The following is a 26580-nucleotide window of genomic DNA, read 5'->3' on the forward strand; positions in this document are numbered from 1 at the left end:
AAGGGACTGTCGCCTGAAGTAGCTCATGCTACTCCAGGGACAGTCCCTTGTTCATATCTATCGTTCGTTACTATAAAATCATTATTTGCCGCCTGCTCGCGCAAGCTCTCTTTTGTTCGCTTCGAAAGCTGCGAGAAGTGCTGCTTCGCCTACTAAACCAGTATCCTCGACCTTACGGATCTGTTCAAGCATACGTTTGTAGTCCTTCGGTATAACTTTAACGAATTTCGAAAGCGATACATCCCAATCGTTTAATAGACGGGAACCGATCGCACTCTCCGTATATTGAACATGCGATTCAATCAAACCGCGCAGCTCAGCCACATCCAGTGAATCCTCGAGACGTTCCAGCAATACCATTTCCAAATTACAGTGGTTGTAGAAATCGCCCTTCTCATCATAGATATAAGCTACGCCGCCTGACATACCGGCTGCAAAGTTACGTCCCGTATTACCAAGGATAACGACGCGTCCGCCTGTCATATATTCACAGCCGTGATCGCCAACGCCTTCGACAACGACATTAGCTCCGCTGTTCCGAACCGCAAAGCGCTCACCGGCAGCACCACGGATATAAGCTTGACCGCTAGTCGCACCATATAACGCAGTATTACCGATAATAACATTTTCTTCGGCTACAAATGTTGCCTTCGGAGACGGCGCTACGATGATTTTACCGCCGGATAGACCTTTACCGACATAGTCATTCGAATCGCCTTCAATCGATAATGTCATACCTTTCGGTACGAATGCGCCAAAGCTTTGACCAGCCGTGCCTACAAAATGAAAAGAAATCGTATCTTCCGGCAAACCAGCCGCACCGTAACGGCGAGTAACTTCGCTGCCCAGAATCGTACCGACAACGCGGTTCGTATTCAGGATAGGGAAAGTACCGCGTACGCGCTCGCCATTCTCAAGCGCCGGCTGCGCAAGAGGAACCAGCTTCTGCATATCAAGCGATAGCTCAAGGCCATGGTTTTGCTCTTGAATATTATAGCGTACTGCATCTTGAGGAAGATCCGCTTCGTAGAGCAAGCCAGAAAGGTCGATGCCTTTTGCTTTGTAATGCTCACGCAGCTGCTTCGTTTCAAGAATATCAACACGTCCAACCATCTCTTGAATCGTACGGAACCCAAGCTCTGCCATAATCTCGCGAAGCTCTTCTGCGATGAAGCGCAGGTAGTTAACGACATGGCTTGGATCACCCATGAATTTCTTGCGAAGATCAGGGTTTTGTGTCGCAACGCCTACCGGACAAGTATCAAGCTGGCAAACGCGCATCATGATACAGCCAAGCACGATTAGCGGAGCAGTCGAGAAGCCGTATTCTTCAGCACCTAGCAGCACGGCAATCGCAACGTCGCGGCCATTCATCATTTTACCGTCTGTTTCAAGAACAACGCGGTCACGCAATTTGTTAAGCATAAGCGTTTGGTGAGTCTCGGCAAGACCAAGCTCCCATGGCAGACCCGCATGGCGGATGGAACCCATTGGAGATGCGCCCGTACCTCCGTCATAACCGCTGACCATGATAACATCTGCGCGGCCTTTTGCCACACCCGTTGCAATCGTACCTACGCCAACGCCGGATACAAGCTTGACGTTGATGCGCGCGCGCGGGTTCGCATTTTTCAAATCATGAACAAGCTCAGCCAAATCCTCGATGGAGTAAATATCGTGATGCGGCGGCGGCGAGATGAGACCTACGCCCGGCGTCGAGCCGCGAACCTCGGCTACCCAAGGATATACTTTAAGACCAGGCAGTTGTCCGCCTTCACCAGGCTTAGCGCCTTGGGCCATTTTAATTTGAATCTCATCTGCATTAACCAAGTAGTTGCTCGTTACGCCGAAACGTCCGGATGCAACCTGTTTAATCGCGCTGCGGCGGGAATCGCCGTTCGCATCGGGAATGAAACGGGCAGGGTCTTCTCCGCCTTCGCCTGTGTTCGATTTGCCGCCTAGACGGTTCATCGCAATAGCCAGGCTCTCATGCGCTTCTTTACTGATTGATCCGAAAGACATCGCGCCGGTCTTGAAGCGTTTCACGATGGATTCAAGTGATTCAACTTCTTCGATCGGAATCGCTTGACGTCCTTCCTTGAATTGAAGCAAGGAACGAAGCGTTAGATGCTTCTTGTCTTCACCCTGTACGAGTGCCGAGAACTTTTTGTAGAGCTTGTAGTCATTTGCACGGGAAGCCATTTGCAGCGTATGAATCGTCTGCGGCGTGAACAAATGGTCTTCGCCGTCTTTGCGCCATTGGTAATCTCCGCCGGAGTCAAGCTCCTTTTCGCCGCCCTCTTGCTCGGCAAATGCCCGGTTATGGTGCTTCAACGTTTCTTCGGCAATCACATCAAGGCCGATACCGCCGATGCGGGAAGGCGTCCATGTGAAGTACTCATTGATGACATCCTCTTTCAAGCCGAGCGCTTCGAAAATTTGCGCGCCGCGGTAAGATTGAATCGTCGAGATCCCCATTTTGGACAATATTTTAATAACGCCTTTAGTGGCTGCTTTAATAAAGTTCTTCACTGCTTTGTCATGCGAAACGCCGCGAAGCATGCCTTGACGGATCATATCGTCAAGCGTTTCGAAAGCAAGATAAGGGTTAACCGCGTTTACGCCGTAGCCAAGCAGCAAAGCAAAGTGATGCACTTCGCGCGGTTCACCCGACTCAAGCAGGATAGCTACTTTCGTGCGTGTGCCTTGTCGAATAAGGTGATGATGCAATGCCGAAACCGCAAGTAAGGCTGGAATTGCAGCATTATCCTTATCGACGCCGCGGTCGGATAGAATAAGCAGGTTATGACCCTTCGCTATGACACGGTCAGCCGCTTCACACATTTGTGTAAGAGCACCGCGCAAGCCCGCTTCTCCTTCATTCGCAGGGAAGAAGATCGGAAGCGTAATGGACCGGAAGCCTGGACGGCGAACATGGCGCAGCTTTGCGAATTGCTCATTCGATAAAATTGGCGTATCCAATTTAATATGACGGCAGCTTTCAGGCTCAGGGTTCAAGAGATTGCGCTCAGGACCAATGGTCGTGCCTGTCGCAGTAATGATTTCCTCACGGATTGCATCAATCGGAGGATTCGTAACTTGAGCAAACAGTTGCTTAAAGTAATTGTACAAACGCTGAGGGCGCTCAGACAATACCGCAAGCGGTGCGTCGTAACCCATCGATGCGATCGGCTCCGCGCCGCTGCCAGCCATTGGCTCGAGCACTTTGCGAACATCCTCGAACGTATAGCCAAATGCTTGCTGTCTCATTTGAACCGTTGCATGGTTTGGTTCTGGCAGCTCAGGCGCTTCCGGCAGGTCTTCCAAATCAACAAGATGCTCATTGAGCCACTCGCGGTAAGGATGCTCCGTCTCGATTTCCGCTTTGACTTCCTCATCGGAAATGATGCGGCCCTTCTCTGTATCAACTAGCAGCATGCGTCCTGGACGCAAGCGGTCTTTGTATAAGATATCCTCAGGCGGAATTTCAACGGTTCCAGCTTCTGAACCGAGAATGATGTGGTCGTCCTTCGTCACGTAGTAACGAGCCGGACGAAGTCCGTTGCGATCAAGCACCGCGCCGATTTTCACACCGTCCGTAAAGCCGAGCGCAGCCGGTCCGTCCCAAGGCTCCATCAATGTGCTGTGGTATTCGTAGAAAGCTTTGCGCTCGTCGCTCATGTTCTCATGGTTGGACCAAGGCTCTGGCACCATCATCATTGCAGCATGTGCCATGGAGCGGCCAGATAAGAATAGGAACTCGAGCGTGTTGTCAAACATCGCCGTATCAGAGCCGTCAGGGTTAATAACGGGTTTGATTTTCTCGATGTCATCGCCGAACAACTCTGTTGCAAACAAAGTTTGACGAGCATGCATCCAGTTCACATTACCGCGAAGCGTGTTGATCTCGCCGTTGTGGATCATGTAATGGAATGGATGCGCACGTTCCCAGCTCGGGAAAGTATTCGTACTGAAACGAGAGTGAACAAGCGCCATTGCCGAAACAACCGACTCATCGTTCAGCTCCGTGTAGAACGAGCGAACTTGCTCAGTCGTAAGCATTCCTTTGTAAACGATCTTTCTCGAGGATAAGCTCGAGAAGTAAAACATATTGCCGCCTTCTTTGCCGGCATAACGAATCGCAAGCTCGGAACGCTTACGAATCACATATAGTTTACGTTCAAATGCCATGTTGTCCTTCAGGATATCGTTCATGCCGATAAAAAGCTGACGGACATAAGGCTTAACTGCTAATGCGGATTCACCTAGCTTCTTGTCATCCGTTGGAACCGTGCGCCAACCGATTACCGATTGGTTCTCTTCTTTAACAATCGATTCCACTTCACGCTCGATAGCTGCGCGGGCAGCTTCGTCCTGCGGCATGAAAATCATACCTACGGCATAGTGTCCTTCGACTGGCAGTTCAATTTCTTGCTTTTTCAATTCAGCTGCAAAGAATGCATGCGGAATTTGAAGCAAAATACCTGCTCCGTCTCCCGTATTCGGTTCACTGCCTTGACCGCCGCGATGCTCCATGTTCTCGAGCAGCATCAGCGCTTGGCGGATGACCTTGTGTGATTTGATTCCCTTGATGTTGGCCACAAAGCCCATGCCGCAAGCATCTTTCTCGAACTGCGGATCATAGAGCCCCTGCTTCGGCGGCAATCCCAAAATATGTTCTTTCATTGTGTGCAACCTTTCTATGAGAAGATTTTTGGGTAAGCGTGAACGTGTTGAAAATAAGCACCGATGAATACGCATTACGCTTCATTTTTGGCTTGTTTTATCATAGAATGGTAGTCAGCGAGGCGCATCGGCCTGCTACTTGCCATTCGTAAGCTAAACGTCTGCAGCTCAGCCAAGAGTGCATCCGTCTAATTGACCATATACCGGGCCTATACCGCGACATTGCGATTATTATATTATTTTAACATTAGGCCTAAGCGGAATCAATTTAATATTTTCATAATTATTTGCACTATTTTACTACAGCCGTAAACGATGAACACAGTCCTTTTTCCGATCTGTCTCCGATTCATCGCGAAATATAAGCATAGCATAGTTCGCCGCTTATATTTCCTTATATTTTATCAGAAGGAAGTGTCCATGTTGTATAGCAAGTTCAGGAAAGTATTTTTCCGCATTCTGGCACCCGTCATCATCTTGAGTGTGATGGTCACTGCCCTCGCTCCCATTCTTCCCGCAAACCTTTCCGCAAGCGTGCAAGCCGCCTCCAATTCAGACAACGCTTCTGCTGCCAACACCTATCACATCCTTGCGGTCGGAGATTCCGTAACTGCCGGCTACGAGCACGGGTTTACCGAGTCTTCGATCCCTTACGGCTTTGTGGAGCATGTCTACGAGCAGGCTCTCTTCCATGGACTCCGTTCGGAATATACAAATTTCGGGGTGCTGGGACTCCGGACATCGGGCTTAAAACGCTGGATGGATGCGGTCGTTAATGGGACTGCCGTAAAAAGCAAGGATATCCAAAGCAATCTTCGGGATCCCCGCGCAGATCGAATATTCGCCTCTTCAAAGCTGCTTCGCTCCGCAATTAGCCGTTCCGACCTCATCGTCATGACGATCGGCGGCAACGATATGTACGCGGTGCTGGAGAAGGTCGAGGAAGGCGCGGACCAAGCTGAAGCGACAGCCGTGCTGAACAACGCTCTGGACGTTTACGAAACAGAGCTGGAGTCAGCCCTACGCTTGATGTTAAGCCTGCAGCCAAAGGCAAAGATTATTGTAGCCGATCAGTATTTGCCTATTCCGAAGCCCGTCAGGATCGGCGCATTGGTTTTTCCATTATATCCCGAAGCTGACCGTTTGTTTCTCCAAGACAGCGTTAAGAAGCTGCGCGAACGGCTTAACAATGTCGCGGGCCGGCTGACAAAAGAAGGCAAGCAGGTGAAAATCGCAAATGCGGCGGCTGCATTTATCGATAATGAGCTGGCCTACACATCGATAGCCGATGGCGACATCCATCCTAGCAAGGCCGGCTATGCGGCAATGGGGAGAGCTTTTGCAAAGACGATTTGGGGAGATTATCGCGTGGTCAAGCCAAAAAAAGACGGGGAACCCGTTTCGGTCGTCCTGAATGGCAAAGAAATGAATAGCCTAAATAAACCGCTTCTTGTTCAAAATCGAACCTTCGTACCGCTACGCAGCATAGCGGAAGCCATGGGCGCCGCCATCACATGGAACGCCGCTTCGCAGACCGCTGCGGTTAAGCTTGAGAACGGTACCGTCGACATTACCGTAGGTGCAGTAATGATTCGCGTTAACGGAAATCCTAAACCGCTGGATGCACCGCCTGCCTTTGTGCATCCAGCCGGCAAGGCTAGCACCTTGTACGTTCCGCTTGCGGCTTTGTCCGAAGGCTTGCAGTTTCAGGTCGTCTTTCGCGAAACCTTAAAAACGGTCTTCATTAATAAATAGTAAATAAGGCTATTTGTATTCTTTCAGAAGCTGCTGCATTTGCTCAAGTCCTTTTGCCGTCCAGCGGTGCAAGCGGTCAAGTGCAGCAATCTCTGCTTCTGCAGCATCCCGCAGCGATTCGCCGTATTCGGGAACCGTTCCGGTATATGGTTTGATGTCGCGTACCAAAACCGTTGTTTTCTCGGTATAGCTAAGCGCACGTCTTTCGTGAAACATCGGCACGTCCGGATTGTAAGGATGATGAAGATCGCCTTGCTCCGGATGTTTTAATACAGCCAATACCTTGACTAGGCCACGGGGGCCGTTGATTTCGATAAGCTCTCCCACATAATGGCCGGAACGCACCTCGGCTTTTACGTAATCCCCAATTTTCAAATGCTGGCCGTTCTGATTTACCGGTTCCATTTTATCTCATCCTCGCTTATTATTTTATAATCACTTGTAAAATATATGTAAATATAGTTGGTGCAAGGAATACATAACCTAATTATACGAGCTGCTCCCTTCAAGAATAAATTATCCAACGCTCTATTCGCAACCCTGACGGATAAAACTTGTGTTACTCGCACTTGCATCGTAATATGGAATTAGAAAAGTAGGTGGAATGAATGCGTAAGAAAAGAGTGCTTCTGCTCTCTGAAGGCTTTGGCTCCGGTCATACTCAAGCTGCCTATGCGCTCGCTGTCGGACTTAAACAGTTAAGTCCGGGGATTCAGACCCGCGTCATCGAGCTTGGAAAATTTCTTAATCCAGTGCTTGGTCCATGGATAATATCCGCATATCGCAAAACAGTAAGCAAACAGCCTAAGATGGTCGGTCTTATGTACCGCAGCAACTATAAAAAATCATTTAACCGCCTTACTCAGCTTGCGCTTCATCGCATGTTTTATACCCAAACGTCACAGGTCATCTCCCAGCTGAAGCCAGATTTGATCATCTGCACGCATCCGGGTCCGAATGCGGTCGTCGCAAGACTTAAACGTTTAGGCCTGGACATGCCGCTGTACACGCTTATAACCGATTACGATGCGCATGGTTCCTGGGTAAACAAGGAGGTAAACCGATATTTGGTCTCCTCGTCCCTCGTGAAAGACCGGCTTATCGATAAAGGGATTGATGATGAACGAATCGAAGTAACCGGCATTCCCGTTCATCCGAATTTTTGGCATACATACGATAAAGAGGAAATCCGAGAGCAATATCAATTAAAAAACATACCGACCGTACTTATCATGGGCGGCGGCTGGGGAATCATGTACGAGGACAATGCCCTCGAATACATGACGAAATGGCGGGAAAGCACGCAGCTCATTTACTGCGTCGGATCGAATGAAAAGATGAAAGAAAAGATGCTTGCCGATCCGCTGTTCCAGCATCCCAACATCCACATTTTGGGCTTCACCCGAGAAGTCAACAAGCTGATGGATGTATCCGATCTGCTCATAACGAAGCCCGGCGGCATGACCTGTACGGAGGGAATGAGCAAAGGAATTCCTATGCTCTTTTATGAACCAATACCTGGACAAGAGGAAGAAAACTGCGAATATTTCATTAGCAACGGTTTTGGCGAAATGCTCGACTCGAACGATACCGTCGATCGATGGTTCTCGCTCATCCACGAGCCCTACGCCTCTGGTCAATTCAGGGACGGTCTGCTATCTAAACGAAATCAACAATATGACCCCATGAATTGTCCGAACGCCGTCCTGCGACTAATGCAGTGACGGCTTTCTTTTTTAACGTGATTGAAGCAGGCATAAATTGTGTACCCTTATCCAAATAGTATAACTGATGAAGGGAGCTGTTTATATTGAGTTCACACATGACAGACGGTAAAACAATCATAATGAGGATCGAAATCGATACGAATATCGCGCAATTCGGACGTGCGGCTACAGCTATTGAGCAGGCCAAGGGCGACATCGTCGCGATTGACGTCATACATACAGACAAAAACAAAAGCTTGCGCGACTTAACGGTCAAAATAGCAGAGCACGGCGCAGCCGAACGGCTTACGACAGCAATGAAATCATTGGTCGGCATTCGGTTGGTCCATATTTCCGACCGAACCTTTCTGCTTCATTTGGGCGGTAAAATTACGATTCAGCCCAAAACCCCTATCCAGAACCGTGACGACTTGTCCCGGGTTTATACGCCAGATGTCGCTAGGGTTTGCCAAGCGATTTTTGATGAACCCTCCAAAGCTTACACGCTCACCATAAAAAGAAATATGGTTGCGGTCGTATCCGACGGGAGCGCCGTGCTAGGCCTTGGAAATATCGGTCCTTATGCGGCAATGCCTGTCATGGAAGGGAAAGCGATGCTGTTTAAGCAATTTGCCGATGTCGATGCGTTCCCGATATGCCTCGACACGCAGGATACGGAAGCCATCATCGCAACCATAAAGAACCTGGCTCCCGCTTTTGGCGGCATCAATCTCGAAGACATTTCCGCGCCGCGCTGCTTTGAAATTGAACAAAGGCTTCGCAAAGAGCTTGATATTCCCGTTTTTCACGATGACCAGCATGGCACGGCTGTTGTATTATATGCGGGTTTGCTGAACGCGCTGAAGCTGACGGGCCGCAGCTTGAACGAGGCTCGCATCGTCGTCTGCGGAATCGGAGCGGCAGGAACTGCCTGCACAAAAATGCTGCTGGCAGGCGGTGCCCAGCATATTGTCGGCGTAGACCGCGAAGGTATCTTGACGGCCGATAACGTGTACGGCAATCCCATGTGGCAGTGGTACGCGGAGAATACGAACGCCCAGCGTCAAAGCGGCGGATTAGCAGAAGCATTAATTGGAGCGGATGTATTTATAGGCGTGTCTGCCGGCGGAATATTGACGCGAGGCCATATTGAAACGATGGCCAAGGCTCCCATCGTTTTCGCTATGGCAAACCCTGAGCCCGAAATCAGACCGGAGCTGGCTGAGGATATCGTTGCGGTATTCGCAACCGGCCGCTCGGATTACCCGAATCAAATCAACAATGTGTTATGCTTTCCAGGCATTTTCCGAGGCGCTCTCGACAGCCGGGCTGCTACCATAAATGAAGAGATGAAGCTAGCTGCAGCCGAAGCCATTGCCTCCGTTATTAGCGAGGAAGAGCTGAGCCCCATGTACATCGTACCCAGCGTGTTCAACACGCGTGTAGTGGAAGAGGTGCGGCGCCGTGTCATTCAAGCCGCGCAGCAAAGCGGCGTTTCCCGCCGTCAAACCAGGGAGTAGCCTTTTCGGCAGTTAATTATTGCTGGACAGCGAGCACATGCGCAGCCCGCTTTTCTGCGCCCGATCATACCTAAAGCACGCCGCTTAAATACAGGTTTATCCTGTGTTCAAGCGGCGTTTTTTCATATTTTCAATATGTAATTCCACTTCGCAAGCCATGGTGAAAAATCGCTTGAAACCTCCGGCCCGGCATATACGTATTCGTTCTTATGCGCTGGATTTGGGAAGCATTGGCTGGCTGGACCGTTTCCTGCTTTAGTCCGGATGCAGGGAATAAGAAAAGCCTGCCCGCATGAAATTAGCAGTGGGAATTTTCGTAAAAACACATGACAACTATCATCTTCTTAACTGTATTAAATATGCTATAATTAAAATATCAAGCGCTAAAGCGCTTTTTCAACAAACTGCAGCATATATTAGCAAATAAGGGAATTTCCATAAGGTATCTCATTTAGCAGGCTTTATGTGAGGTTAGTTGACGGAAAGGGAGCCTGGTAATGTTTCAGGATGTAGTCAAATTTTTAGAAGATTTCGGGCCTCTGGGATTGTTTATTCATGCTTTTTTAGATGCAGTTATTTTTCCCATTCCCGCGTTTTTCCTTCAAGTTTCATTAAGCTTACTCAATCCAACAACAGCAATATGGCTGGCTACCGTAGGCTATATCGGCTGTCTCTTAGGTACACCAGTCGGGTATTACCTGGGTAAGATCATGGGTAAATCCGTCCTTTATAAGTTTCTAAAAAAAGAATGGATCGACGCCGCCACGGAAAAGTTTCAGAAAAATGGCGAAACGGCTATCCTCATCGGCTCGTTCACACCTATACCATTTAAAGTATTTACGATACTGTCCGGCTGCTTAAACTTCCCGTTATGGAGACTAGTCGGTTACGCGGCAATTGGCCGGGGGCTGAAATTCTATATCGTCGGTTTGCTGTTCTACTTCTACGGCCGTGCTGCTGAAAGCATGGTAAAAGACGTTTCTTTATATATTTTCATAGGAGCCGTTCCCATTGTCGTTTTGTATCTTATTATCCGTAAAAGACGCAGTCAGAAAAAGGCGTTGGCGGAACAGCAATCGGAGCCTGTATTATCTGAACCCCTGAAACAAACCGAGAGCACGACCGTGCAAATTGATTCTTAAATCGAATAAAACCCATAACATTAGTAGAAAGCCGGTCAGGGATTCTCCCTGACCGGCTTTTTTGTGATTATAGCGCGCTTCCGCCTAATACGATACGGTATTCCCATGAGGTGCCGGCGATATTGGTGATTGTAACGCCGCCGCCTTCATTCGAGAAGGTGTGCAATACTTTCCCATCGCCCAAATAGATACCGTCATGCGTTATCGTCGCCGACGACTTGTCTATTCCCGCATAAGCGGAAGACTTCGAACCTTTGTATGACATGAAGAACACCAAATCCCCGCGTTCGAACTCTTTCCAGTCCGTCTTGATCGAACCCTTATCCTTGACATACTGCGCCTGCTGGCGCGAGTCAGCGGGCAGCCTTACGCCGAGGCCGTCAAGGAACGATTGCCTAACGAAGTCGGAGCAATCAAAGGTTGCCGTCGTGTTGCGGTCAGAGCCGTACTCATAAGGCGTACCCAAATACTTCATTCCTGCCGCAATCATTTTCTCGATGGCCTCATTCTTTGTTTCCTCCGGTATGGTTACCTGGCCGCCTCCGCTGTTTCCGGTGCTCCCTGTTCCGCCGCCTTGAATCGTACCCGTGACGCTAAGATAAGAGGCTTGCGTACTAACGTAGCCGCGGACGCCATTGCTATCCTGTACCTCATACCAATAGCTGTTTGTTTTGGCAAGAACGGTAACCCTCTCGCCTTTTGCTAAATAACGAATCCGCTCTCCCGATGCGGAGGCCGTCTTCCGAAAAGAAACGGATGCTTTGACAACGGCATTGCCAATTTGCGAGGGTGCGGGGTTTTGCAGCTCTATATACTGGGTAGATGTTGATATGTAGCCCGTTTTACCGGAGGAATCTTTCACTTTATACCAATACGAATTCACTTTCTCAATAACCGTCACTTGCTCGCCTTTCTTTAAGCTGCGAATGATAGATGCAGAAGTTGACGGAGATGTGCGCATATTGACGCTGGATTGCACCTCGCCTACTTGCGATGCTTGAGTTGCCAGTGCTGCCGGCACAGAAATCGAGCCAAACAATAATGCGGCCGTTAAGGTTGCTGTTGCCAGTCTGTGTTTCATGGTGTATTGCATTCAATACGCCTCCCTTGGTGTGTAAACGGTGTAGGTATTACGGTTCTGCTCCCATTGTAAATTCGATTGAGAGAGACAAGTATCGTCCATTCCGCCTATTTACCGATATTATGAAATGAGTTGGAAGACATATAAACCCGCTGTAAAATAATGCAAAAAAGGCATTTCCATTAAGGAGATGCCTTTACGCCTATTTTCTATGCGATTCAACTCTATACTTCCTGGGCTATCGAAGAGATCTCCTACACAGTTAGGCCTTTAGATTCAAACCTCGGTACAGGCCTTTGTATCCACATAATTCTCAAAAGAAAGCGTTTGGTAACAATTACCGGTTCTAATCAGTGTTTTTCCGTTAGCGATAGTTCAATATTCTCAGCTAATTCATGAGGCTCAACGTGAACGTGAACACTCATTATATTGTGCTTTCTACCCATACGATGCTCAATCTCGTCGCTGATGCGGTGACTTTCAATTAGCGTCAGCTCGGGATCGACCTGTACAATCACATCCACAAGCACATGGCTTCCGTGGACTCTGGCCTTAATATCCTTTATGGACTTCACGCCCTTAGTCTTGGCGATTGTCGTACGCAGAGAGGAAAGCTCGTTTTCATCAAAACCATCGGTAAGCGCATGCGTGGAGCTGTAAAAGATCTCCCATGCCGTCTTGCAGATAATAGCGCCTACAGCAAGCGCAGCAACGGGATCCAGCCAAGGAAGGCCGAACTGCGCGCCAATGATGCCGATTGCCGCACCAATACTGACTAATGCATCTGATAAATTATCTTTGGCGGCAGCCAACAAGGCTTGATTGTTAATGCGCAGTGCCAGCCTGCGATTATAAACATAAACGCCGCCCATACATGCAGCTGCGAACAATGCGATCCATGCCGAGGTTAAATTCGGAACATGGTGATCCGTAGCAAACAAGGATTTTACGGCGCTGATGAGCACTTGAATGCCAACCGTCGCCATAATAAAGGAAGCAATAAGCGCCGCGATCGTCTCCGCGCGGAAATGTCCGTAAGGGTGATCCTTGTCCGGCGGTTTTTGCGAGATGCGGAGGCCAATCAATACGGCAGCCGATGCCACAATATCCGTTAAATTGTTAAAGCCGTCTGCCACGAGAGCCCCCGACACAAACCAGTAGCCAGCAACGAGCTTAAGGGCAGATAAAGCCAAGTAAGCGCCGATACTCACCCAGGCACCCTTCTCGCCCTGTTTAATCTCTTCATACTGATTCAGCTTCAATACCCTCCCAAACGTAAAAGCGTAATTATTCTCAAGCACCCCTGTAACCTATCGGTATCATACCCGAATGAACCCATGTGGGTCTAGAGAAACAGTGTTTACCAGGTACGTACTTTTATGCATCGACGCAACAATCCGCAGCGGCTTTTTTTCTTCGGCTTACCAAATAAAGCGCTCCGGACGATGGTCCGAATCGCTTGTTCGCTTAAGGCTCACAAAAAAACAGCCGGATGATATCATCCGGCTGTTCGTCCTTCATGCATTTAATTGATTTCATAAATTTTATAAAGCTCATCAAGCATTAGATTAGCCGCGATTACGCCGCCCGCCGTGTTCCATATCGCATCGCTTACTCGGATCGCTTTATTGTTTTTCACGACCTCAAGGCTTTGCCATAGCGGATCTTTCAGCATTTCTTCTTCCATTTGCGTGCCTTTGCCGTCACCGGTCTCATACGTGAAGTAGAAGAGCATATCCGCATCAACTTCAGGAAGGCGTTCCTTCGTGATTTCTTCGACAAAGGTATCTTTGTACTTCTGGTTATCCGGACGCGTGATGCCAAGCTTCGAGAATGCGACGCCCGTAAACGTATCTTCTAAGTAAATGCGTGTTTTGCCTGCCATAAAACGAACGACGGAAACCTTTTGGTTCAGCTTATCGCCTGCTTTGCTCTTAAAGTCGGCAGTGCGGCTGTCATAGTCGGCAATGACTCTGTCCCCTTCTGTCTTTTTGCCGATAGCATCAGCATACAATTTGAAGTTCGACTGCCATTCGCCGCGCAGCGTTTCCGAAAAAACGGTAGGCGCGATTGCATTAAGCTGATCGTATACTTTTTCCTGGCGCAATTTATTACCGATAATAAGATCCGGTTTAAGGCTCGCGATCAGCTCCATATTCGGCTGGCTTTCGTCCCCGACTACCGTTACGCCTTCCATATCTGCTTTAATGTGCTCGTACCAAGGCTCGCCTGTCCAAGATTTCACGGCGCCAACCGGTTTCACACCAAGGGCAAGAAGCGCTTCCGTTCCTTCATTCGTCAATACGACAATGCGCTCCGGCGTTCCTTCGATTTTGGCTTCGCCCATTGCATGCGTGACAACTCTTGCTTCTGCCGCGTTCGACGCCCCCGGTTCATTGGTGGCAGCGGCATTTTCTTTGCTATTGTTTGACCCGGATTGGCCGCAGCCCGATACGACTACGGTTAGCGCAAGCAAGACTGTGGTTGCTGTCCAAGTTAATTTCTTCGTTAATAAATGAAACATTTTATTTTCTCCCCTTCATGATGAAAATCATTCTCAATGTTATCCCCAAACGAAACTATACCAGCGACGCAAGCCAATGTCAATAATTATTGATAATGATTTTCAACTTCATTGACACTATCCATTCAATCCCCTAAAATGTTGTAGTAGTCCTAATATTATTCGACAACCGCATAGCTTAAGCACATCCTATAAAATATGGATTTTCTCATCATACTTGATACTGGGGAAAGAGGACATTATGGATACACTATTACATACGCGTACTCAAAGAACGGCAGGGCTTATCGTGGGACTGCTTCTTTTTGCCGCGGGTATCGTCTGCAGCATCGCTTACGGAGTAACCAATATCAGCTGGCGTACCATCTTGGATTCTTACCGATCGTTCGATGGCTCCCAGGAGCATCTTATTATTCAGACCGCTAGAATGCCGCGTGCGCTTATCGCTGCCACCGCGGGAGCAAGCCTTGCCGTTGCCGGGTCACTTATGCAAGGCATCACACGGAATCAGTTGGCATCGCCCAGCCTATTCGGCATAAATGCGGGAGCAGCCTTTTTCATTGTTATCGGCTCGGCTTTTTTCGGAGCGAGCGGTTTAACGACCTTTGCGACGCTTGCCTTCATTGGCGCGGCTTTTACCGCTGCTCTTGTCTATACCCTGGGTTCTATCGGAAATGACGGCTTGACCCCGCTTAAGGTTACGCTCGCAGGAGCAGCTTTAACCGCGTTCTTCTCTTCCCTTTCATTAGGCGTTCTTCTGACGAGCGGACAAACGTTCGATCAGGTGCTGTATTGGTTTGTCGGTTCAGTCGCAGGCCGGGACTTGCACATATTCACGGCTGCTGCTCCCTATATGGGAATAGCCTTGATCGGCGCAATTGTCCTTGCAAGACATATGAATGTGCTTACTCTCGGAGAAGACGTGGCTGTGGGGCTTGGCCAAAAAACCGTCTATATTAAACTAGCCGCGGGTATCGTTATCGTTTTACTCGCAGGTGGCTCGGTCTCTATGGCCGGACCGATCGCTTTCGTAGGCATCATCGTGCCTCATCTGATGCGCTACTTGGTTGGCATCGACTATCGCTGGGTTATCCCTTATTGCGCAGTGTATGGCAGCGTTCTGCTGCTGGCGGCCGACATCGGTTCGCGCTATATTTCTTTTCCGAAGGAAGTTCCGGTTGGAATTATGACGGCTATCATCGGCGTTCCTTTCTTCGTCTTTATCGCCAGAAGAGGAGGCCGTTCCTAAGATGAATAATTGGATTACGATTAGAGGACGCAAGCATTCCTTTCAACTAGAGCGCCGTACCATTATGATGATTATTTTATTATTCCTGGTTAATGTGGCTGCAGTCATCGTTTGCGTAGGGCTGGGAAGCAAAACGATAACCCCTGTCACCGTCATACGCGCGTTTCTGGGGAACGCGGATTCTTCCGATTCGATGATTATCTTCTCGCTTCGGATGCCTCGCGTTTTGATTGCCGTAATGGTGGGTTCGGCACTTGCCGTATCCGGCGCTTTGCTTCAAGGGATCGTACGCAACCCGCTGACCTCCCCGGACATTATTGGCATATCGGGAGGCGCCTCTCTAGGCACGGTCATATTTATTTTGTACTTCTCGCATGCCAGCATTCGCTTCATGCCGCTGAGCGCAATTCTAGGCGCGTTTGCCGCTGCGTTCCTTATATACTTATTCGCCTACCGCCGAGGCATCACGCCGCTTCGGCTCGTTCTCATCGGCATTGGCATGGCTACCGCGTTAACAGCGGTTACTTATATGCTCATCCTTACGGCATCCTTTACGCCGACTGCCGTCGCCGTCAAAGCCTTCACGTTTATGACAGGCAGCATATACGGCGTTTCCTGGGAAAGAGATGTAGCAACCCTGCTGCCTTGGATTATCGTGCTTTTACCGATTGCGCTTATCTATGCCCGCCATCTTAATGTACAGGAGCTTGGTGACGAGGTTGCTGCGAGCGTAGGCAGCTCTGTCCAGGTTAAACGGACCATTTTACTCATCATTAGCGTAGCGCTTGCCGGAGCAGCGGTTGCGATCGGCGGAGCGATCAATTTTATCGGCCTCATGGCTCCCCATATCGCGCGCAAGCTTGTCGGGCCATCCTATGGAGGCGTGATCCCGGTTTCCGCTTTGATTGGTTCCCTCGTATTATTGTTATCGGATCTTGTCGCGAGGGTGGCATTCATTCCGCTCGATATTCCCGCCGGCGTGTTTACCGCGGCAATTGGGGCCCCTTTCTTCATCTATTTGCTGTACCGTCACCGCAACGGTGCGTAACGGCCGCTAGGGCATTCACTTTAAAATAAATTCAAAATACAAAGGAGTGCTTCTCGTGTCCTCCATTCAAGCGAAAAACCTGACTTTGTCGTATGGGCAAAAGGAAATTTTCAATAATCTTGATTTGCTTGTTCCTCCGGGAAAAATTACGGTGTTCATTGGCAGCAACGGCTGCGGCAAATCGACGCTGCTCCGTTCTCTTGCACGCCTCTTAAAGCCGCAGGAAGGCTCTATTTTGCTCGATGGCACCGAAATTGCCAAGCTCTCAAGCAAAGAAATCGCCAGACGGCTTGCCATCCTGCCGCAGGGCCCTATCGCTCCTGAAGGATTAACCGTCCATCAGCTGGTGAAGCAAGGGCGTTACCCCTACCAAAGCTGGCTTCAGCAATGGTCGCACGAGGATGAGAAGATGGTGAAGAAGGCACTTGCCGTAACGCACATGGACGAACTTTCCTCACGTTCGGTGGATTCGCTCTCTGGCGGCCAGCGCCAACGCGCTTGGATAGCGATGACTCTGGCGCAAAATACGCCTACCATTTTGCTTGACGAGCCTACAACGTATCTCGACATGGCACATCAGATCGAAATTCTTGATTTACTGTTCGACTTAAATCAGCAAGAGAAACGGACCATCGTAATGGTGCTGCATGATATTAATCTCGCATGCCGGTATGCCGATCATATCGTTGCCGTAAAAGACGGCCGCATCCATGCGCAAGGCAAACCGGAAACAATCATGAACGAACAGCTTATCCGTGACGTATTCGATATGGAATGCCAGATTACGGCTGACCCGATCTTCGGTACGCCGCTCTGCATCCCTTACGGCAAGGGCAGAAAGCTGCCGATCGCTCAAGAGCTTGTTTATAAGTGAGCTCTTACACAACGCTCCCCATAAGAAAGAGCCTGTCTCCAACCGGAGCAGGCTCTTTTTCTCGACTTCCATCCTAATGCCGCTAGCTTTCATCACTAGGAATTGACCTTATAAATCCTTCCCTCATGCGGCCTCAGCTCCATGCTTCGCTTCTCATCGTTCCAGCTCTCTGTTGTCTGCTCATAGTTGCCCAGCACCAGCTCCAGGGTTATCAAATCACTGCCGAAATACGTCTCTGAAAAAGTAAATAGGTTGGACTCATTGCTGTGGTTCAACAGCACAATCCATTCCGCGCCTTCATATTCGCGCACATAAACGTATAGATGAGGATCTTCTTCGCTGATGTCGGTGAAATCTCCGTAGACCATGACCGGATTGGTTTTTCGCAGTGCTATGAGCTTTCTGTAAAACGCCAATACGGAATTCGGATCGCTCTCTGCTTGTTCTACGTTGATTTCCGTATAATTCGGATTGACTTTAATCCAAGGCTTCTCGCTGCCAAAGCCTGCATTCGGTGTGCCGTCCCACTGCATCGGCGTCCTGGAATTATCCCGGCTAAGCGGCTGCAAATCACGGAATACCGCTGCCGGATCCCCTCCTTTGCCGACCTCTTCTACATACTTATTCAGCATAGCGATATCCTGGTAATCGCCTATCGTCTCATATCTTACGCCTGTCATTCCAATCTCTTCTCCCTGATAAATGTAGGGAATTCCAGGGAGCGTATGGATCATCATGCCGAGCATCTTTGCTGATTCCACCCGGTACTCTTGGTCATTGCCGTAGCGCGATACCTGCCTCGTATGATCATGGTTGTTCAGAAACTGCGAGCCAAAGCCGCGGCCTGCCAACGCTTCTGCCCAGGATTGTTGAATACGCTTAAAACGCAGCATGTCCCACTCCGGCATTTCATCAGCAACCTCGAAATGAAACAGCGTATTCAGCTCCTGACGCTCCTCATCCACGAACAAGGGACCTGTCTCTGGCGTTGCGAAAGCAATTTCTCCGACGGTCATCAGATCATAGTGCCTAAATACTTCTTGATTCATTTCCTGCAGATAATCATGAAGGCCGGGATTATGAGTTAAATACCGAATATCGCGAGGATCCTCCACATCCGTCAACAGCTCCGGTTTTGCCAGCAGCGCCAGGGCATCGAGACGAAGACCGTCCACTCCCTTGTCGAGCCAAAAACGCAGCATTTTGTATAACTCGGCTCTCATCTCTTGATTCGCCCAATTCAGATCGGGCTGCTCAGTAGCAAAGGAATGCATGTAATACTGCCCCGTTGTCTCATCCAGCTCCCAGCTTGACGGATTGAAATAGGAACGCCAATTCGTTGGCGGTTTACCGTCCTTGCCATCCTTCCAAATATACCAATCTCTTTTTGGATTGCTGATCGAGGAGCGCGATTCAATAAACCACGGATGGCGGTCCGAGGTATGATTCACGACCACATCCATCATGAGCTTCATCCCTCGCGCATGCGTCTGTTCCACCAATAATTCGAAGTCCTCCATCGTGCCGGCTTTATTCATTACCGCATAATAATCGGAAACGTCATAACCGTTGTCCTTATCCGGCGATTCATTAAACGGATTTATCCATACCATCGTTACGCCGAGCGATTGAATATAATCCAGCTTCTCAATCACGCCTTTAAGATCGCCGATTCCATCCCCGTTCGTATCACGGAAGCTCCGCCAATAAACCTGATATACGACCGATTCCTTCCACCATGCCGGCTTTACCTCCATGTCACTCTCTCCTCTTCTCTTCATTCATCAATTTTTATATAGGAATGGCGCATGCTCGGACACCCGCCCAAACGATGCGCCATTCTTTTCCTGCCGGAATAATCCTGTTTAGCCTTTGATCGAGCCGCCGAGCATGCCCCGAACAAAATATCTTTGCAATCCGAAAAATACGGCTAAAGGCATCAGCATCGAAACGAATGCGGCAGCTGTCAGCAGATGCCAGTCATTTCCTCTCGAACCGACCATATTCGCAATGTTCATGGACAAAACTTGTACCTCCGGCTGGCTGCCGAGGAAAATAAGCGATATCAAGTAATCATTCCATACCCATAAAAACTGAAAAATACTGATCGATGCGAGCGCTGGAACGGACAACGGCAAAATTAGCTTGCTAAAGATCGTAAAGTTCGTTGCCCCGTCCATAAAGGCCGATTCGAACAAATCCTTCGGCAGCTGGCTGATTGACGTGTACATAAAATAAGTAATCAGCGGCAAACCGAATGCGGTATGCGCGAGCCATATGCCGAAGTACGTTCCGTTAAGCCCCAGCGACGTATAGTCACGCAAAATCGGAATAAGCGCCACCTGAAGCGGAACAACCAGCAATGCAATGACGATAACAAACAGCGTCTTCCTGCCCGGAAAGCGAAGCCATGCAAAAGCATAGGCCGCAAAGGAAGCAATAAAGATCGGAATCACCGTCGCAGGGATGGTAACCGCAATCGTATTCCAGAAGGAACGCGACATGCCGCTGCCCTTCTCTGTCTTCGTTGTCCCATCCGGCATCGTAATGGAGTAGGTTTTCCCTCCAAGGACCGTCTCATAGTTCTGTGTCGTAAAACGGGAAATGACCGTCCACTGCTTATCCTGGACATTCAGTAGCCGAGCCCGCCGGTTTTCCCAAATTAGCCGTTCACCGTCGACCTCTACCCCTTCCCGCAGCTGATCATCCGTAAAGGTTAAGCCGTTTACCTTAATCGGCTCGCGAAGATCGGTATCCTTGGGCAGCTGAAGCTGCTCCGATGTTTGCCAATCGCGATGGGGCAATATATTCCACCAGCCTGTTGACAGAATGTCAGCGGCAGGCCGGAAAGAGGATACGAGAAGACCGAGCGTCGGGATCGTCCAGATGAGACAGATGATGGCGAGCACGGTATTCACGAGCCATTTGGACTTGCGAATTTTTTTGTTCTTGCTCATCTTAGAAGCCCCCCTCTCTGCGGAACTGGCGCAGGTTGATGATAATGACCGGTATGACCGCTATTAACAATACGATCGCCAAGGTCGAGCCATAGCCTGCATTTTGGTACATAAAGAGCTGACGATAGAACTGCGTAGCTACAACGTCCGTCTCATACTGTCCGCCAGTCATGATCATAACGACATCGAATATTTTTAGCGTAAAAACAATAATTGTGGTTGTTACCGACAGCAAGGTGCCTGCAATATAAGGAATCATGATCTTGAAGAAAATCCGGACCTCGCCTGCGCCGTCCATGCGGGCAGCCTCCAGCATATCCTCCGGAATGCTCTTAATCGCTGCAGAGAAAATCACCATCGCAAAGCCTGTTTGCATCCAAATCAGAATGGCGATCAGAAACAGGTTATTCCAAGGCTGAATCATACTGAGCCAAGCCTGGGGCTCGCCTCCGAATTTCACGACGATTGCGTTAAGTAAACCGATTTGTTCATTTCCTGGCTGGTAGTAATAAATAAACTTCCAAATGACGCCTGCGGCAACGAACGAGATGGCCATCGGCATAAAGATGAGTCCCTTAGCCAGCTTCTCGAAGCTGCTTCGGTCAGCCAAAATCGCAATGAGCAGACCTAAACTTACGCAAGCTAATGTGCCAAAAAATACCCACAGTAAGTTATTGCGAAGCGCCATAAGGAGCAGCCGATCCGTAAATACGGCCATATAGTTAGCGAAACCTACAAAATTAACCGAGCCTGCATCAAAAAAGCTTAAATATAGAGTCCGCAGCGTTGGAAAAACCAACAGCCAGCCTAGCAGCAGCACCGCTGGTCCAACAAATACAAAAGGCAATATTCTTCGCTTCCATTGATCCGGATATTGTTCGACTACCCAGTTAAAAGAGTAGTAAATAGAATAGATGCCCAGCGCTCCCCAAAGGACAGCCAATACCGCATTCAGTACGGGCGGCAAACTGGAATCGCGAAAGAACAAAAATATGCACCAGTGAACGGCAATATTCAAAGCTGGCACCAGCACGGATAACAACAGTAGACGCAGAGCATTGCCTTTCCTAGCCTGTAATTCCATATGAATCCTCCTTAAAGGTTTGTGAAGCAAACCTTACTTCGTAAGCATGTGCTTAGGTTTGTGAAGCAAACCTTACTTCGTAAGCATGTGCTTACCACGCCAGATTTCAGATGATCGCGGGGCTGTCACCTTCCGGCTGGCAGCCCCGCGAGATCCTTTTTAGCTGTTATTTATTTTTTCCAACCCGCTTGAATTTCTTTCAAAGCCGTATCCAGATCAACCGTTCCGCTGACCCAGTCGGTCATGCCTTTCCAGAATGTACCTGCTCCTACAGCGCCCGGCATTAAGTCGGATCCGTCAAAACGAATCGTATCTGCCGTTTTCACGAATTCTGCCATTCTGCGCTCTTGGTCGTTCGGATACCAGGAAGGATCCGCATCGTTCATTGGCGCCGTTACGCCACCCGTTTGAATCCATGATTTCAGCGATTCGCCTGTCGTGAAGAACTCCATTACGGCACGAACCTCTGGACGGTCATTGAACATGGCATAAATATCGCCCGAGATCAGCGCTGGTTGGCCATATTGCTCGTCAATCGCCGGCAATGGGAACCAATCATAATCGTCAGCTGTCAAACCTTCCGGGAAGAAGCTTGTAATAAAGCCCGCTTGACGGTGCAGCCAAGCTTTTGGCGGATTATCGAACAGCGGTTTAACGGAATCTCCGAAAGATGTTGTTGCGATGGATTTGCGTCCGCCGTATACATAATCTTCGTTAAACCAAATTTCAGCCATTTTTTCCGCAGCATTTTTAACGATAGGATCCGTGAAAGGAAGCTCACCGGACAACCATTTGTCATAGTTTTCAGGTGTAGTCGTACGAAGCATGATATCTTCCATCCAGTCGGTAGCCGCCCAGCCTGTAGCTGTTCCGCTCTCAATGCCGATGCTCCAAGCCGGATCGCCGTCTTTTGCAATCTGATCCGTCAAAGCCATAAGCTCAGCCCACGTTTTAGGCACGGTATAGCCTGCATCCGCAAATGCTTTTTTGTTGTACCATACTAGGCTTTTCACGCTGCTGCGCGCCCATACTCCTGCCATAACGTCGCCGCTTGCACCCTGCATGGTTGCCATGTCGAGCCAGCTTTGGTTGTACTGTTTCTTCAAATACTCATCGTTAAGGAATGATTTCACATCAATAACCTTACCGGAGTTTACGAAGCCTTTCAGCAAGCCCGGCTGCGGGAAGTCCGCAATATCAGGCGCGTTGCCGCCGTTTACTCGAACAGAGATCGTAGCTTCGAATTCTTTTGATCCTTCATAAGCAATATCAATGCCTGTTTTCTCTTCGAATGCTTTGATGCTTTCAGTGAATTTCACTTCATCCGCATCCGTAAACGGACCGAACATCGTTACTTTTTTACCTTTGAAATCACCGTTCATCGCCTGAGCCAGCGCACTGTCGCCAGCTGCTCCGGCATTTCCGCCCTCAGCAGTTTCTTCCGGTTTATCTGTCGGCGTATTTGCTCCGTTATTTGCATTATTATTTCCTCCGCATGCCGTAATCGTCATCGCGATGACCAGCATTAATAAAAACGAAGGCAATGCTTTCTTTGTTTTTTTCGAATTCACAGACCTCATCCTTTCATATTTAAGTAATACAGTAATTACCTTACACTTTCATGGCCCGATCGAATCATCTGAAAACATTTAGATCTCGAGTAGTAACATCACCCCCTTTAAAATGCCAATATTGGGTCTTTTTATGCCTACACACCCATTGAATAATTGTCCTAGAATAAGAAACCGTTTTTATTAAGGTTTTGAAAAGCTTTTCAGAGACGCGTGGAACAGCTCGCTCTTTTAAGAAAGATTACCTTTTCGCTGGATAATCCAACGATTCATCTTCTCAAAACTGTTCCTTGTTTCTGTTTAGGTGGACTTGGTAGATTCCCGCACGATCAATTGATGAGGAAGCTTTTCTCTGAGTTCGGCTACTTTGCCAGTCGTTATGAGCTCATGCAGCTTCTGAACCGAGCGATACCCGATGTCATAGGTCGGCTGGTCAATCGTCGTCAGCTTAGGAATGAACATTTGAGCCATGCGAATATTATCGAATCCGATAACTGATATGTCGCCAGGCACCGATTTTCCATGATCCCGTAAATAGGAGATGACTCCCATTGCAAATTCATCGGATGCCGCAAAAATGGCCGTATATTCCCGGTTGCGCGAAAGCAGCCTTTCTGCCGCATCATAAGCATGTTCAAACCGATGCACAGCAAACTCGATATCCGCCTCATCACTCATGATCCCGAACTCTTGCAGTGCTTTTTTGTAACCAGCGCAGCGCGGCATTCCGGATATGGTATCGCCCAACGGAAAACTTACCATACCAATTTGGCGATGACCCGATTCCAATAAATACTTAACGGCTTCATAAGCCGCCTGTTCATCATCAATGTCAACCGAAGGAATATCATATTCGGGAGCATTTGTTGAGGCAAGCACGAAGGGCAGTCGATAACGCTGCATCTCCTCGTAATATTCTTCATGTAAAGAATCGCTCGCAAAGATGATGCCATCTACTTGCTTTTCAAAGAAATTTTGGACATATGCGATTGTACGCTTCTTATCTCTATCCGTATTACAAATCATCAGACTATGATTGAGCATTACAGCAGCATCCTGCATTCCCCGAATTAAGCCGGCATAATAAGGGTTCTCAATATCGGGGATCATCACGCCGAGCGTATCGGATTTTTTGTAAATTAACCCTCTTGCAAATCCATTCGGCTGGTATTGAAGCGCTTCGATAGCTTCCAATACCTTCATCCGCTTTTCCTCCACAACCGAATCCGGAGCATTCATAACCCGGGAAACCGTGCTGATGGATACATTCGCGTATTTTGCGACATCGCGTATGGTTGATTTCATAGGTGCACGCCTTTCTTGCTGAATAAGAATATATAAAGCTACACTGAGTTTGCTCCATCTGAACGTTATTATTTTGTAAGGGCTTTCTGAAAAGCTTTTCTGAAAACCTTTTCAACGATAGTATAATCTCTATCCGCGCACTTTGCAACCATAAATTACAAAACTCGTCCCCTTCGTTTTCCTATAAGGGACTTTATTGGTTAAATACAAAAAAAGAGCGTCCAGCCGCAAGGTTTCCCTTACGCCGGACACTCTTAAAAATGGGCGGCTTATACCGCGTACATACGCTCGCGAAGCGCTTTTACTTCAGCACTTTCAAGGTACTCATCATAGGTCATCATCCGGTCAATCACGCCGTTAGGCGTAATCTCAACGATGCGGTTAGCGATCGTTTGAACGAACTGATGGTCATGCGAGGTGAACAGAACGGTACAATCCGTATCCGTCAAACCGTTATTAAGCGCCGTAATGGATTCAAGATCCAAGTGATTCGTTGGTTCGTCGAGAATAAATACGTTCGCGCCTTCAAGCATCATCTTGGAGAGCATGCAGCGAACCTTCTCGCCCCCGGACAATACGCTGGCTTTCTTCATCGCGTCATCGCCAGAGAACAGCATACGGCCAAGGAAGCCGCGGATGAAAGTCTCGTCCGGATCCTTCGAGTATTGACGAAGCCATTCCACGAGATTCAAATCAACGCCATCAAAATATGGCGAGTTGTCTTTCGGGAAATAAGCCTGAGACGTTGTTACGCCCCATGAGTAACTGCCTGCATCCGCCTCAACTTCGCCAACAAGCAGTTGGAAAAGCAAAGTTTTGGGCAAGCTGTTCGGGCCAACAAAAGCGACCTTATCGCCTTTGTTAAGCGCGATCGTCAGATTGTCGATCACTTTCTCGCCATCGATGGACTTGGTCAAGCCGTCAACGAGCAGCAGCTGCTTGCCGGCTTCGCGCTCCCCTTTGAAGAGGATAAACGGGTACTTACGATTCGATGGACGAATATCGTCAAGCGAAATTTTTTCAAGCAGCTTTTGTCTTGACGTCGCTTGCTTCGCTTTCGATTTATTCGCGCTAAAACGTTGAATAAACGCTTGAAGCTCTTTGATTTTGTCTTCCTTCTTCTTGTTCTCACCGCGCATCAGCTGCAAAGCAAGCTGGCTGGATTCGTACCAGAAGTCGTAGTTGCCGACATACATTTGGATTTTACCGAAGTCAATATCCGCGATATGCGTACATACGGTATTCAGGAAATGCCTGTCATGGCTGACAACGATAACCGTGCCCTGATAATCAGCAAGGAAATCTTCCAGCCAACGGATGGACTCGATGTCCAAGTGGTTGGTAGGCTCATCGAGCAATAGAATGTTCGGTGCGCCGAACAATGCTTGCGCAAGCAAAACGCGAACCTTCTCATTGCCGCTTAGCTCTGCCATTTTCTTGTCATGCAGATCAGGCGTAATGCCAAGGCCGTTAAGCATCTCCGCCGCTTCCGACTCTGCTTCCCAGCCGTTCATGTCAGCGAAATCCGCTTCAAGCTCACCGGCACGCATGCCGTCCTCGTCGGTGAAGTCCGCTTTCGCGTACAAAGCGTCCTTCTCCTTCATTACCTCGTAAAGGCGCTTATGACCCATCATAACCGTCTCAAGAACAACGGACTCGTCGTATTCATAATGGTTCTGCTTTAGAACGGCTAACCGTTCGCCCGGCGTTATATGCACTTCTCCGTGCGATTGTTCTACTTCACCGGATAATATTTTTAGAAAGGTCGATTTGCCTGCGCCGTTAGCGCCGATCAAGCCGTAACAGTTGCCCGGCGTGAACTTAATGCTTACATCTTCAAAAAGCGCCCGCTTCCCGTAACGGAGCGTTATGCCACTTGTGCTAATCATTCGTTTAATCCCGTCCTTCACTACAAAATCACTTTATCTCGAACTATTATACCACAGTATCCGCGGAAACCGAACCTTCTTTTGGCTTGCTGCCGCTTAAACAGCCGGCTGCGCTGCATTAATGCAGTGTTTTGGGTGCAATGGGAAAGCACAAAAAACCTTCCCTAAGCAAGCAACAGACGTCGTCGC

18 protein-coding genes are annotated in these 26580 nt (G+C 48.8%); 7 read left to right on the top strand and 11 right to left on the bottom strand.

The genetic code is table 11. The features are described from left to right. Positions 1 to 81: 81 nt before the first annotated feature. On the bottom strand, positions 82 to 4686 hold the full coding sequence (gltB, locus tag ACN6MW_RS05870) for a glutamate synthase large subunit (protein WP_419874615.1): 4605 nt from the start codon (positions 4684 to 4686) through the stop codon (positions 82 to 84). 420 nt (positions 4687 to 5106) lie between these two features. On the opposite strand from gltB, the gene ACN6MW_RS05875 reads away from it, so the two are divergent. Next, a complete protein-coding gene (locus tag ACN6MW_RS05875; protein ID WP_419874616.1) occupies positions 5107 to 6441 on the top strand; it encodes a stalk domain-containing protein in 1335 nt (444 codons plus the stop codon). Between the two features lie 9 nt (positions 6442 to 6450). Here ACN6MW_RS05875 and kapB read toward each other — a convergent pair whose 3' ends face one another. Further along, the gene (gene kapB / locus ACN6MW_RS05880; RefSeq protein WP_419874617.1) at positions 6451 to 6846 is read right to left on the bottom strand and encodes a sporulation phosphorelay system protein KapB; all 396 of its coding nucleotides are present in this window, start codon (positions 6844 to 6846) and stop codon (positions 6451 to 6453) included. A 203-nt stretch (positions 6847 to 7049) separates the two neighbouring features. On the opposite strand from kapB, the gene ACN6MW_RS05885 reads away from it, so the two are divergent. The 3 genes from ACN6MW_RS05885 (at position 7050) to ACN6MW_RS05895 (ending at position 10809) form a co-directional block, all read left to right on the top strand. Next, the gene (locus ACN6MW_RS05885; protein ID WP_419874618.1) at positions 7050 to 8165 is read left to right on the top strand and encodes an MGDG synthase family glycosyltransferase; all 1116 of its coding nucleotides are present in this window, start codon (positions 7050 to 7052) and stop codon (positions 8163 to 8165) included. Between the two features lie 86 nt (positions 8166 to 8251). Next, positions 8252 to 9667 (top strand): NAD-dependent malic enzyme, encoded by a 1416-nt coding sequence (locus tag ACN6MW_RS05890; protein WP_419874619.1) that lies wholly within the window; start codon positions 8252 to 8254, stop codon positions 9665 to 9667. A gap of 497 nt (positions 9668 to 10164) precedes the next feature. Next, complete coding sequence (locus ACN6MW_RS05895) at positions 10165 to 10809, top strand: YqaA family protein (protein ID WP_419874620.1); 645 nt, start codon at positions 10165 to 10167, stop codon at positions 10807 to 10809. Positions 10810 to 10876: 67 nt separating this feature from the next. On the opposite strand, the gene ACN6MW_RS05900 is transcribed toward ACN6MW_RS05895, so the two are convergent. The 3 genes from ACN6MW_RS05900 to ACN6MW_RS05910 all read right to left on the bottom strand — a co-directional run bounded on the left by ACN6MW_RS05900 (position 10877) and on the right by ACN6MW_RS05910 (position 14414). Further along, the gene (locus tag ACN6MW_RS05900) at positions 10877 to 11902 is read right to left on the bottom strand and encodes an SH3 domain-containing protein (RefSeq protein ID WP_419874621.1); all 1026 of its coding nucleotides are present in this window, start codon (positions 11900 to 11902) and stop codon (positions 10877 to 10879) included. Positions 11903 to 12240: 338 nt separating this feature from the next. Further along, entirely contained in the window at positions 12241 to 13146 is a 906-nt protein-coding gene (locus tag ACN6MW_RS05905; protein WP_419876280.1) for a cation diffusion facilitator family transporter, read from the bottom strand. Positions 13147 to 13415: 269 nt separating this feature from the next. Beyond that, the gene (locus tag ACN6MW_RS05910; RefSeq protein WP_419874622.1) at positions 13416 to 14414 is read right to left on the bottom strand and encodes an ABC transporter substrate-binding protein; all 999 of its coding nucleotides are present in this window, start codon (positions 14412 to 14414) and stop codon (positions 13416 to 13418) included. Between the two features lie 241 nt (positions 14415 to 14655). Between ACN6MW_RS05910 and ACN6MW_RS05915 the strand changes: the two genes are divergently transcribed. The 3 genes from ACN6MW_RS05915 to ACN6MW_RS05925 are packed head-to-tail and all read left to right on the top strand — an operon-like array spanning position 14656 to position 17585. Next, on the top strand, positions 14656 to 15663 hold the full coding sequence (locus ACN6MW_RS05915) for a FecCD family ABC transporter permease (RefSeq protein ID WP_419874623.1): 1008 nt from the start codon (positions 14656 to 14658) through the stop codon (positions 15661 to 15663). 1 nt (position 15664) lies between these two features. Next, the gene (locus ACN6MW_RS05920; protein ID WP_419874624.1) at positions 15665 to 16711 is read left to right on the top strand and encodes a FecCD family ABC transporter permease; all 1047 of its coding nucleotides are present in this window, start codon (positions 15665 to 15667) and stop codon (positions 16709 to 16711) included. A 55-nt stretch (positions 16712 to 16766) separates the two neighbouring features. Then, complete coding sequence (locus ACN6MW_RS05925) at positions 16767 to 17585, top strand: ABC transporter ATP-binding protein (protein ID WP_419874625.1); 819 nt, start codon at positions 16767 to 16769, stop codon at positions 17583 to 17585. Positions 17586 to 17680: 95 nt separating this feature from the next. On the opposite strand, the gene ACN6MW_RS05930 is transcribed toward ACN6MW_RS05925, so the two are convergent. From ACN6MW_RS05930 to ACN6MW_RS05955, 6 genes are all read right to left on the bottom strand, one after another. Further along, positions 17681 to 19342, bottom strand: a complete 1662-nt coding sequence (locus tag ACN6MW_RS05930) for a glycoside hydrolase family 13 protein (RefSeq protein WP_419874626.1) — start codon at positions 19340 to 19342, stop codon at positions 17681 to 17683. A gap of 108 nt (positions 19343 to 19450) precedes the next feature. Beyond that, positions 19451 to 20542, bottom strand: a complete 1092-nt coding sequence (locus tag ACN6MW_RS05935) for a carbohydrate ABC transporter permease (protein WP_419874627.1) — start codon at positions 20540 to 20542, stop codon at positions 19451 to 19453. A gap of 1 nt (position 20543) precedes the next feature. Then, positions 20544 to 21626 carry a carbohydrate ABC transporter permease gene (locus ACN6MW_RS05940; protein ID WP_419874628.1) on the bottom strand — a complete coding sequence of 361 codons (1083 nt, stop codon included), beginning with the start codon at positions 21624 to 21626 and terminating at the stop codon, positions 20544 to 20546. A gap of 170 nt (positions 21627 to 21796) precedes the next feature. Then, positions 21797 to 23206, bottom strand: coding sequence for an ABC transporter substrate-binding protein (locus ACN6MW_RS05945; protein WP_419874629.1), 1410 nt, complete (start codon positions 23204 to 23206; stop codon positions 21797 to 21799). Positions 23207 to 23497: 291 nt separating this feature from the next. Next, positions 23498 to 24502 (bottom strand): LacI family DNA-binding transcriptional regulator, encoded by a 1005-nt coding sequence (locus ACN6MW_RS05950; protein WP_419874630.1) that lies wholly within the window; start codon positions 24500 to 24502, stop codon positions 23498 to 23500. A gap of 269 nt (positions 24503 to 24771) precedes the next feature. Next, positions 24772 to 26391: an ABC-F family ATP-binding cassette domain-containing protein gene (locus ACN6MW_RS05955; protein WP_308994216.1), complete on the bottom strand. Its 1620-nt coding sequence runs from the start codon at positions 26389 to 26391 to the stop codon at positions 24772 to 24774. Positions 26392 to 26580 lie beyond the last annotated feature (189 nt).

This window comes from Pristimantibacillus sp. PTI5 (assembly GCF_048572955.1).
In the GTDB taxonomy this organism is placed as follows: Bacteria; Bacillota; Bacilli; order Paenibacillales; family Paenibacillaceae; genus Pristimantibacillus.

Bases quoted from the DNA above. Each gene is read 5' to 3' on its own strand.
- ACN6MW_RS05895 (WP_419874620.1), top strand. From the start codon at position 10,165: ATGTTTCAGGATGTAGTCAAATTTTTAGAAGATTTCGGGCCTCTGGGA.
- ACN6MW_RS05945 (WP_419874629.1), bottom strand. From the start codon at position 23,206: ATGAGGTCTGTGAATTCGAAAAAAACAAAGAAAGCATTGCCTTCGTTT.
- kapB (WP_419874617.1), bottom strand. From the start codon at position 6,846: ATGGAACCGGTAAATCAGAACGGCCAGCATTTGAAAATTGGGGATTAC.
- ACN6MW_RS05885 (WP_419874618.1), top strand. From the start codon at position 7,050: ATGCGTAAGAAAAGAGTGCTTCTGCTCTCTGAAGGCTTTGGCTCCGGT.
- ACN6MW_RS05875 (WP_419874616.1), top strand. From the start codon at position 5,107: ATGTTGTATAGCAAGTTCAGGAAAGTATTTTTCCGCATTCTGGCACCC.
- gltB (WP_419874615.1), bottom strand. From the start codon at position 4,686: ATGAAAGAACATATTTTGGGATTGCCGCCGAAGCAGGGGCTCTATGAT.
- ACN6MW_RS05930 (WP_419874626.1), bottom strand. From the start codon at position 19,342: ATGGAGGTAAAGCCGGCATGGTGGAAGGAATCGGTCGTATATCAGGTT.
- ACN6MW_RS05940 (WP_419874628.1), bottom strand. From the start codon at position 21,626: ATGGAATTACAGGCTAGGAAAGGCAATGCTCTGCGTCTACTGTTGTTA.
- ACN6MW_RS05910 (WP_419874622.1), bottom strand. From the start codon at position 14,414: ATGTTTCATTTATTAACGAAGAAATTAACTTGGACAGCAACCACAGTC.
- ACN6MW_RS05935 (WP_419874627.1), bottom strand. From the start codon at position 20,542: ATGAGCAAGAACAAAAAAATTCGCAAGTCCAAATGGCTCGTGAATACC.
- ACN6MW_RS05915 (WP_419874623.1), top strand. From the start codon at position 14,656: ATGGATACACTATTACATACGCGTACTCAAAGAACGGCAGGGCTTATC.
- ACN6MW_RS05955 (WP_308994216.1), bottom strand. From the start codon at position 26,391: ATGATTAGCACAAGTGGCATAACGCTCCGTTACGGGAAGCGGGCGCTT.
- ACN6MW_RS05920 (WP_419874624.1), top strand. From the start codon at position 15,665: ATGAATAATTGGATTACGATTAGAGGACGCAAGCATTCCTTTCAACTA.
- ACN6MW_RS05900 (WP_419874621.1), bottom strand. From the start codon at position 11,902: ATGCAATACACCATGAAACACAGACTGGCAACAGCAACCTTAACGGCC.
- ACN6MW_RS05950 (WP_419874630.1), bottom strand. From the start codon at position 24,502: ATGAAATCAACCATACGCGATGTCGCAAAATACGCGAATGTATCCATC.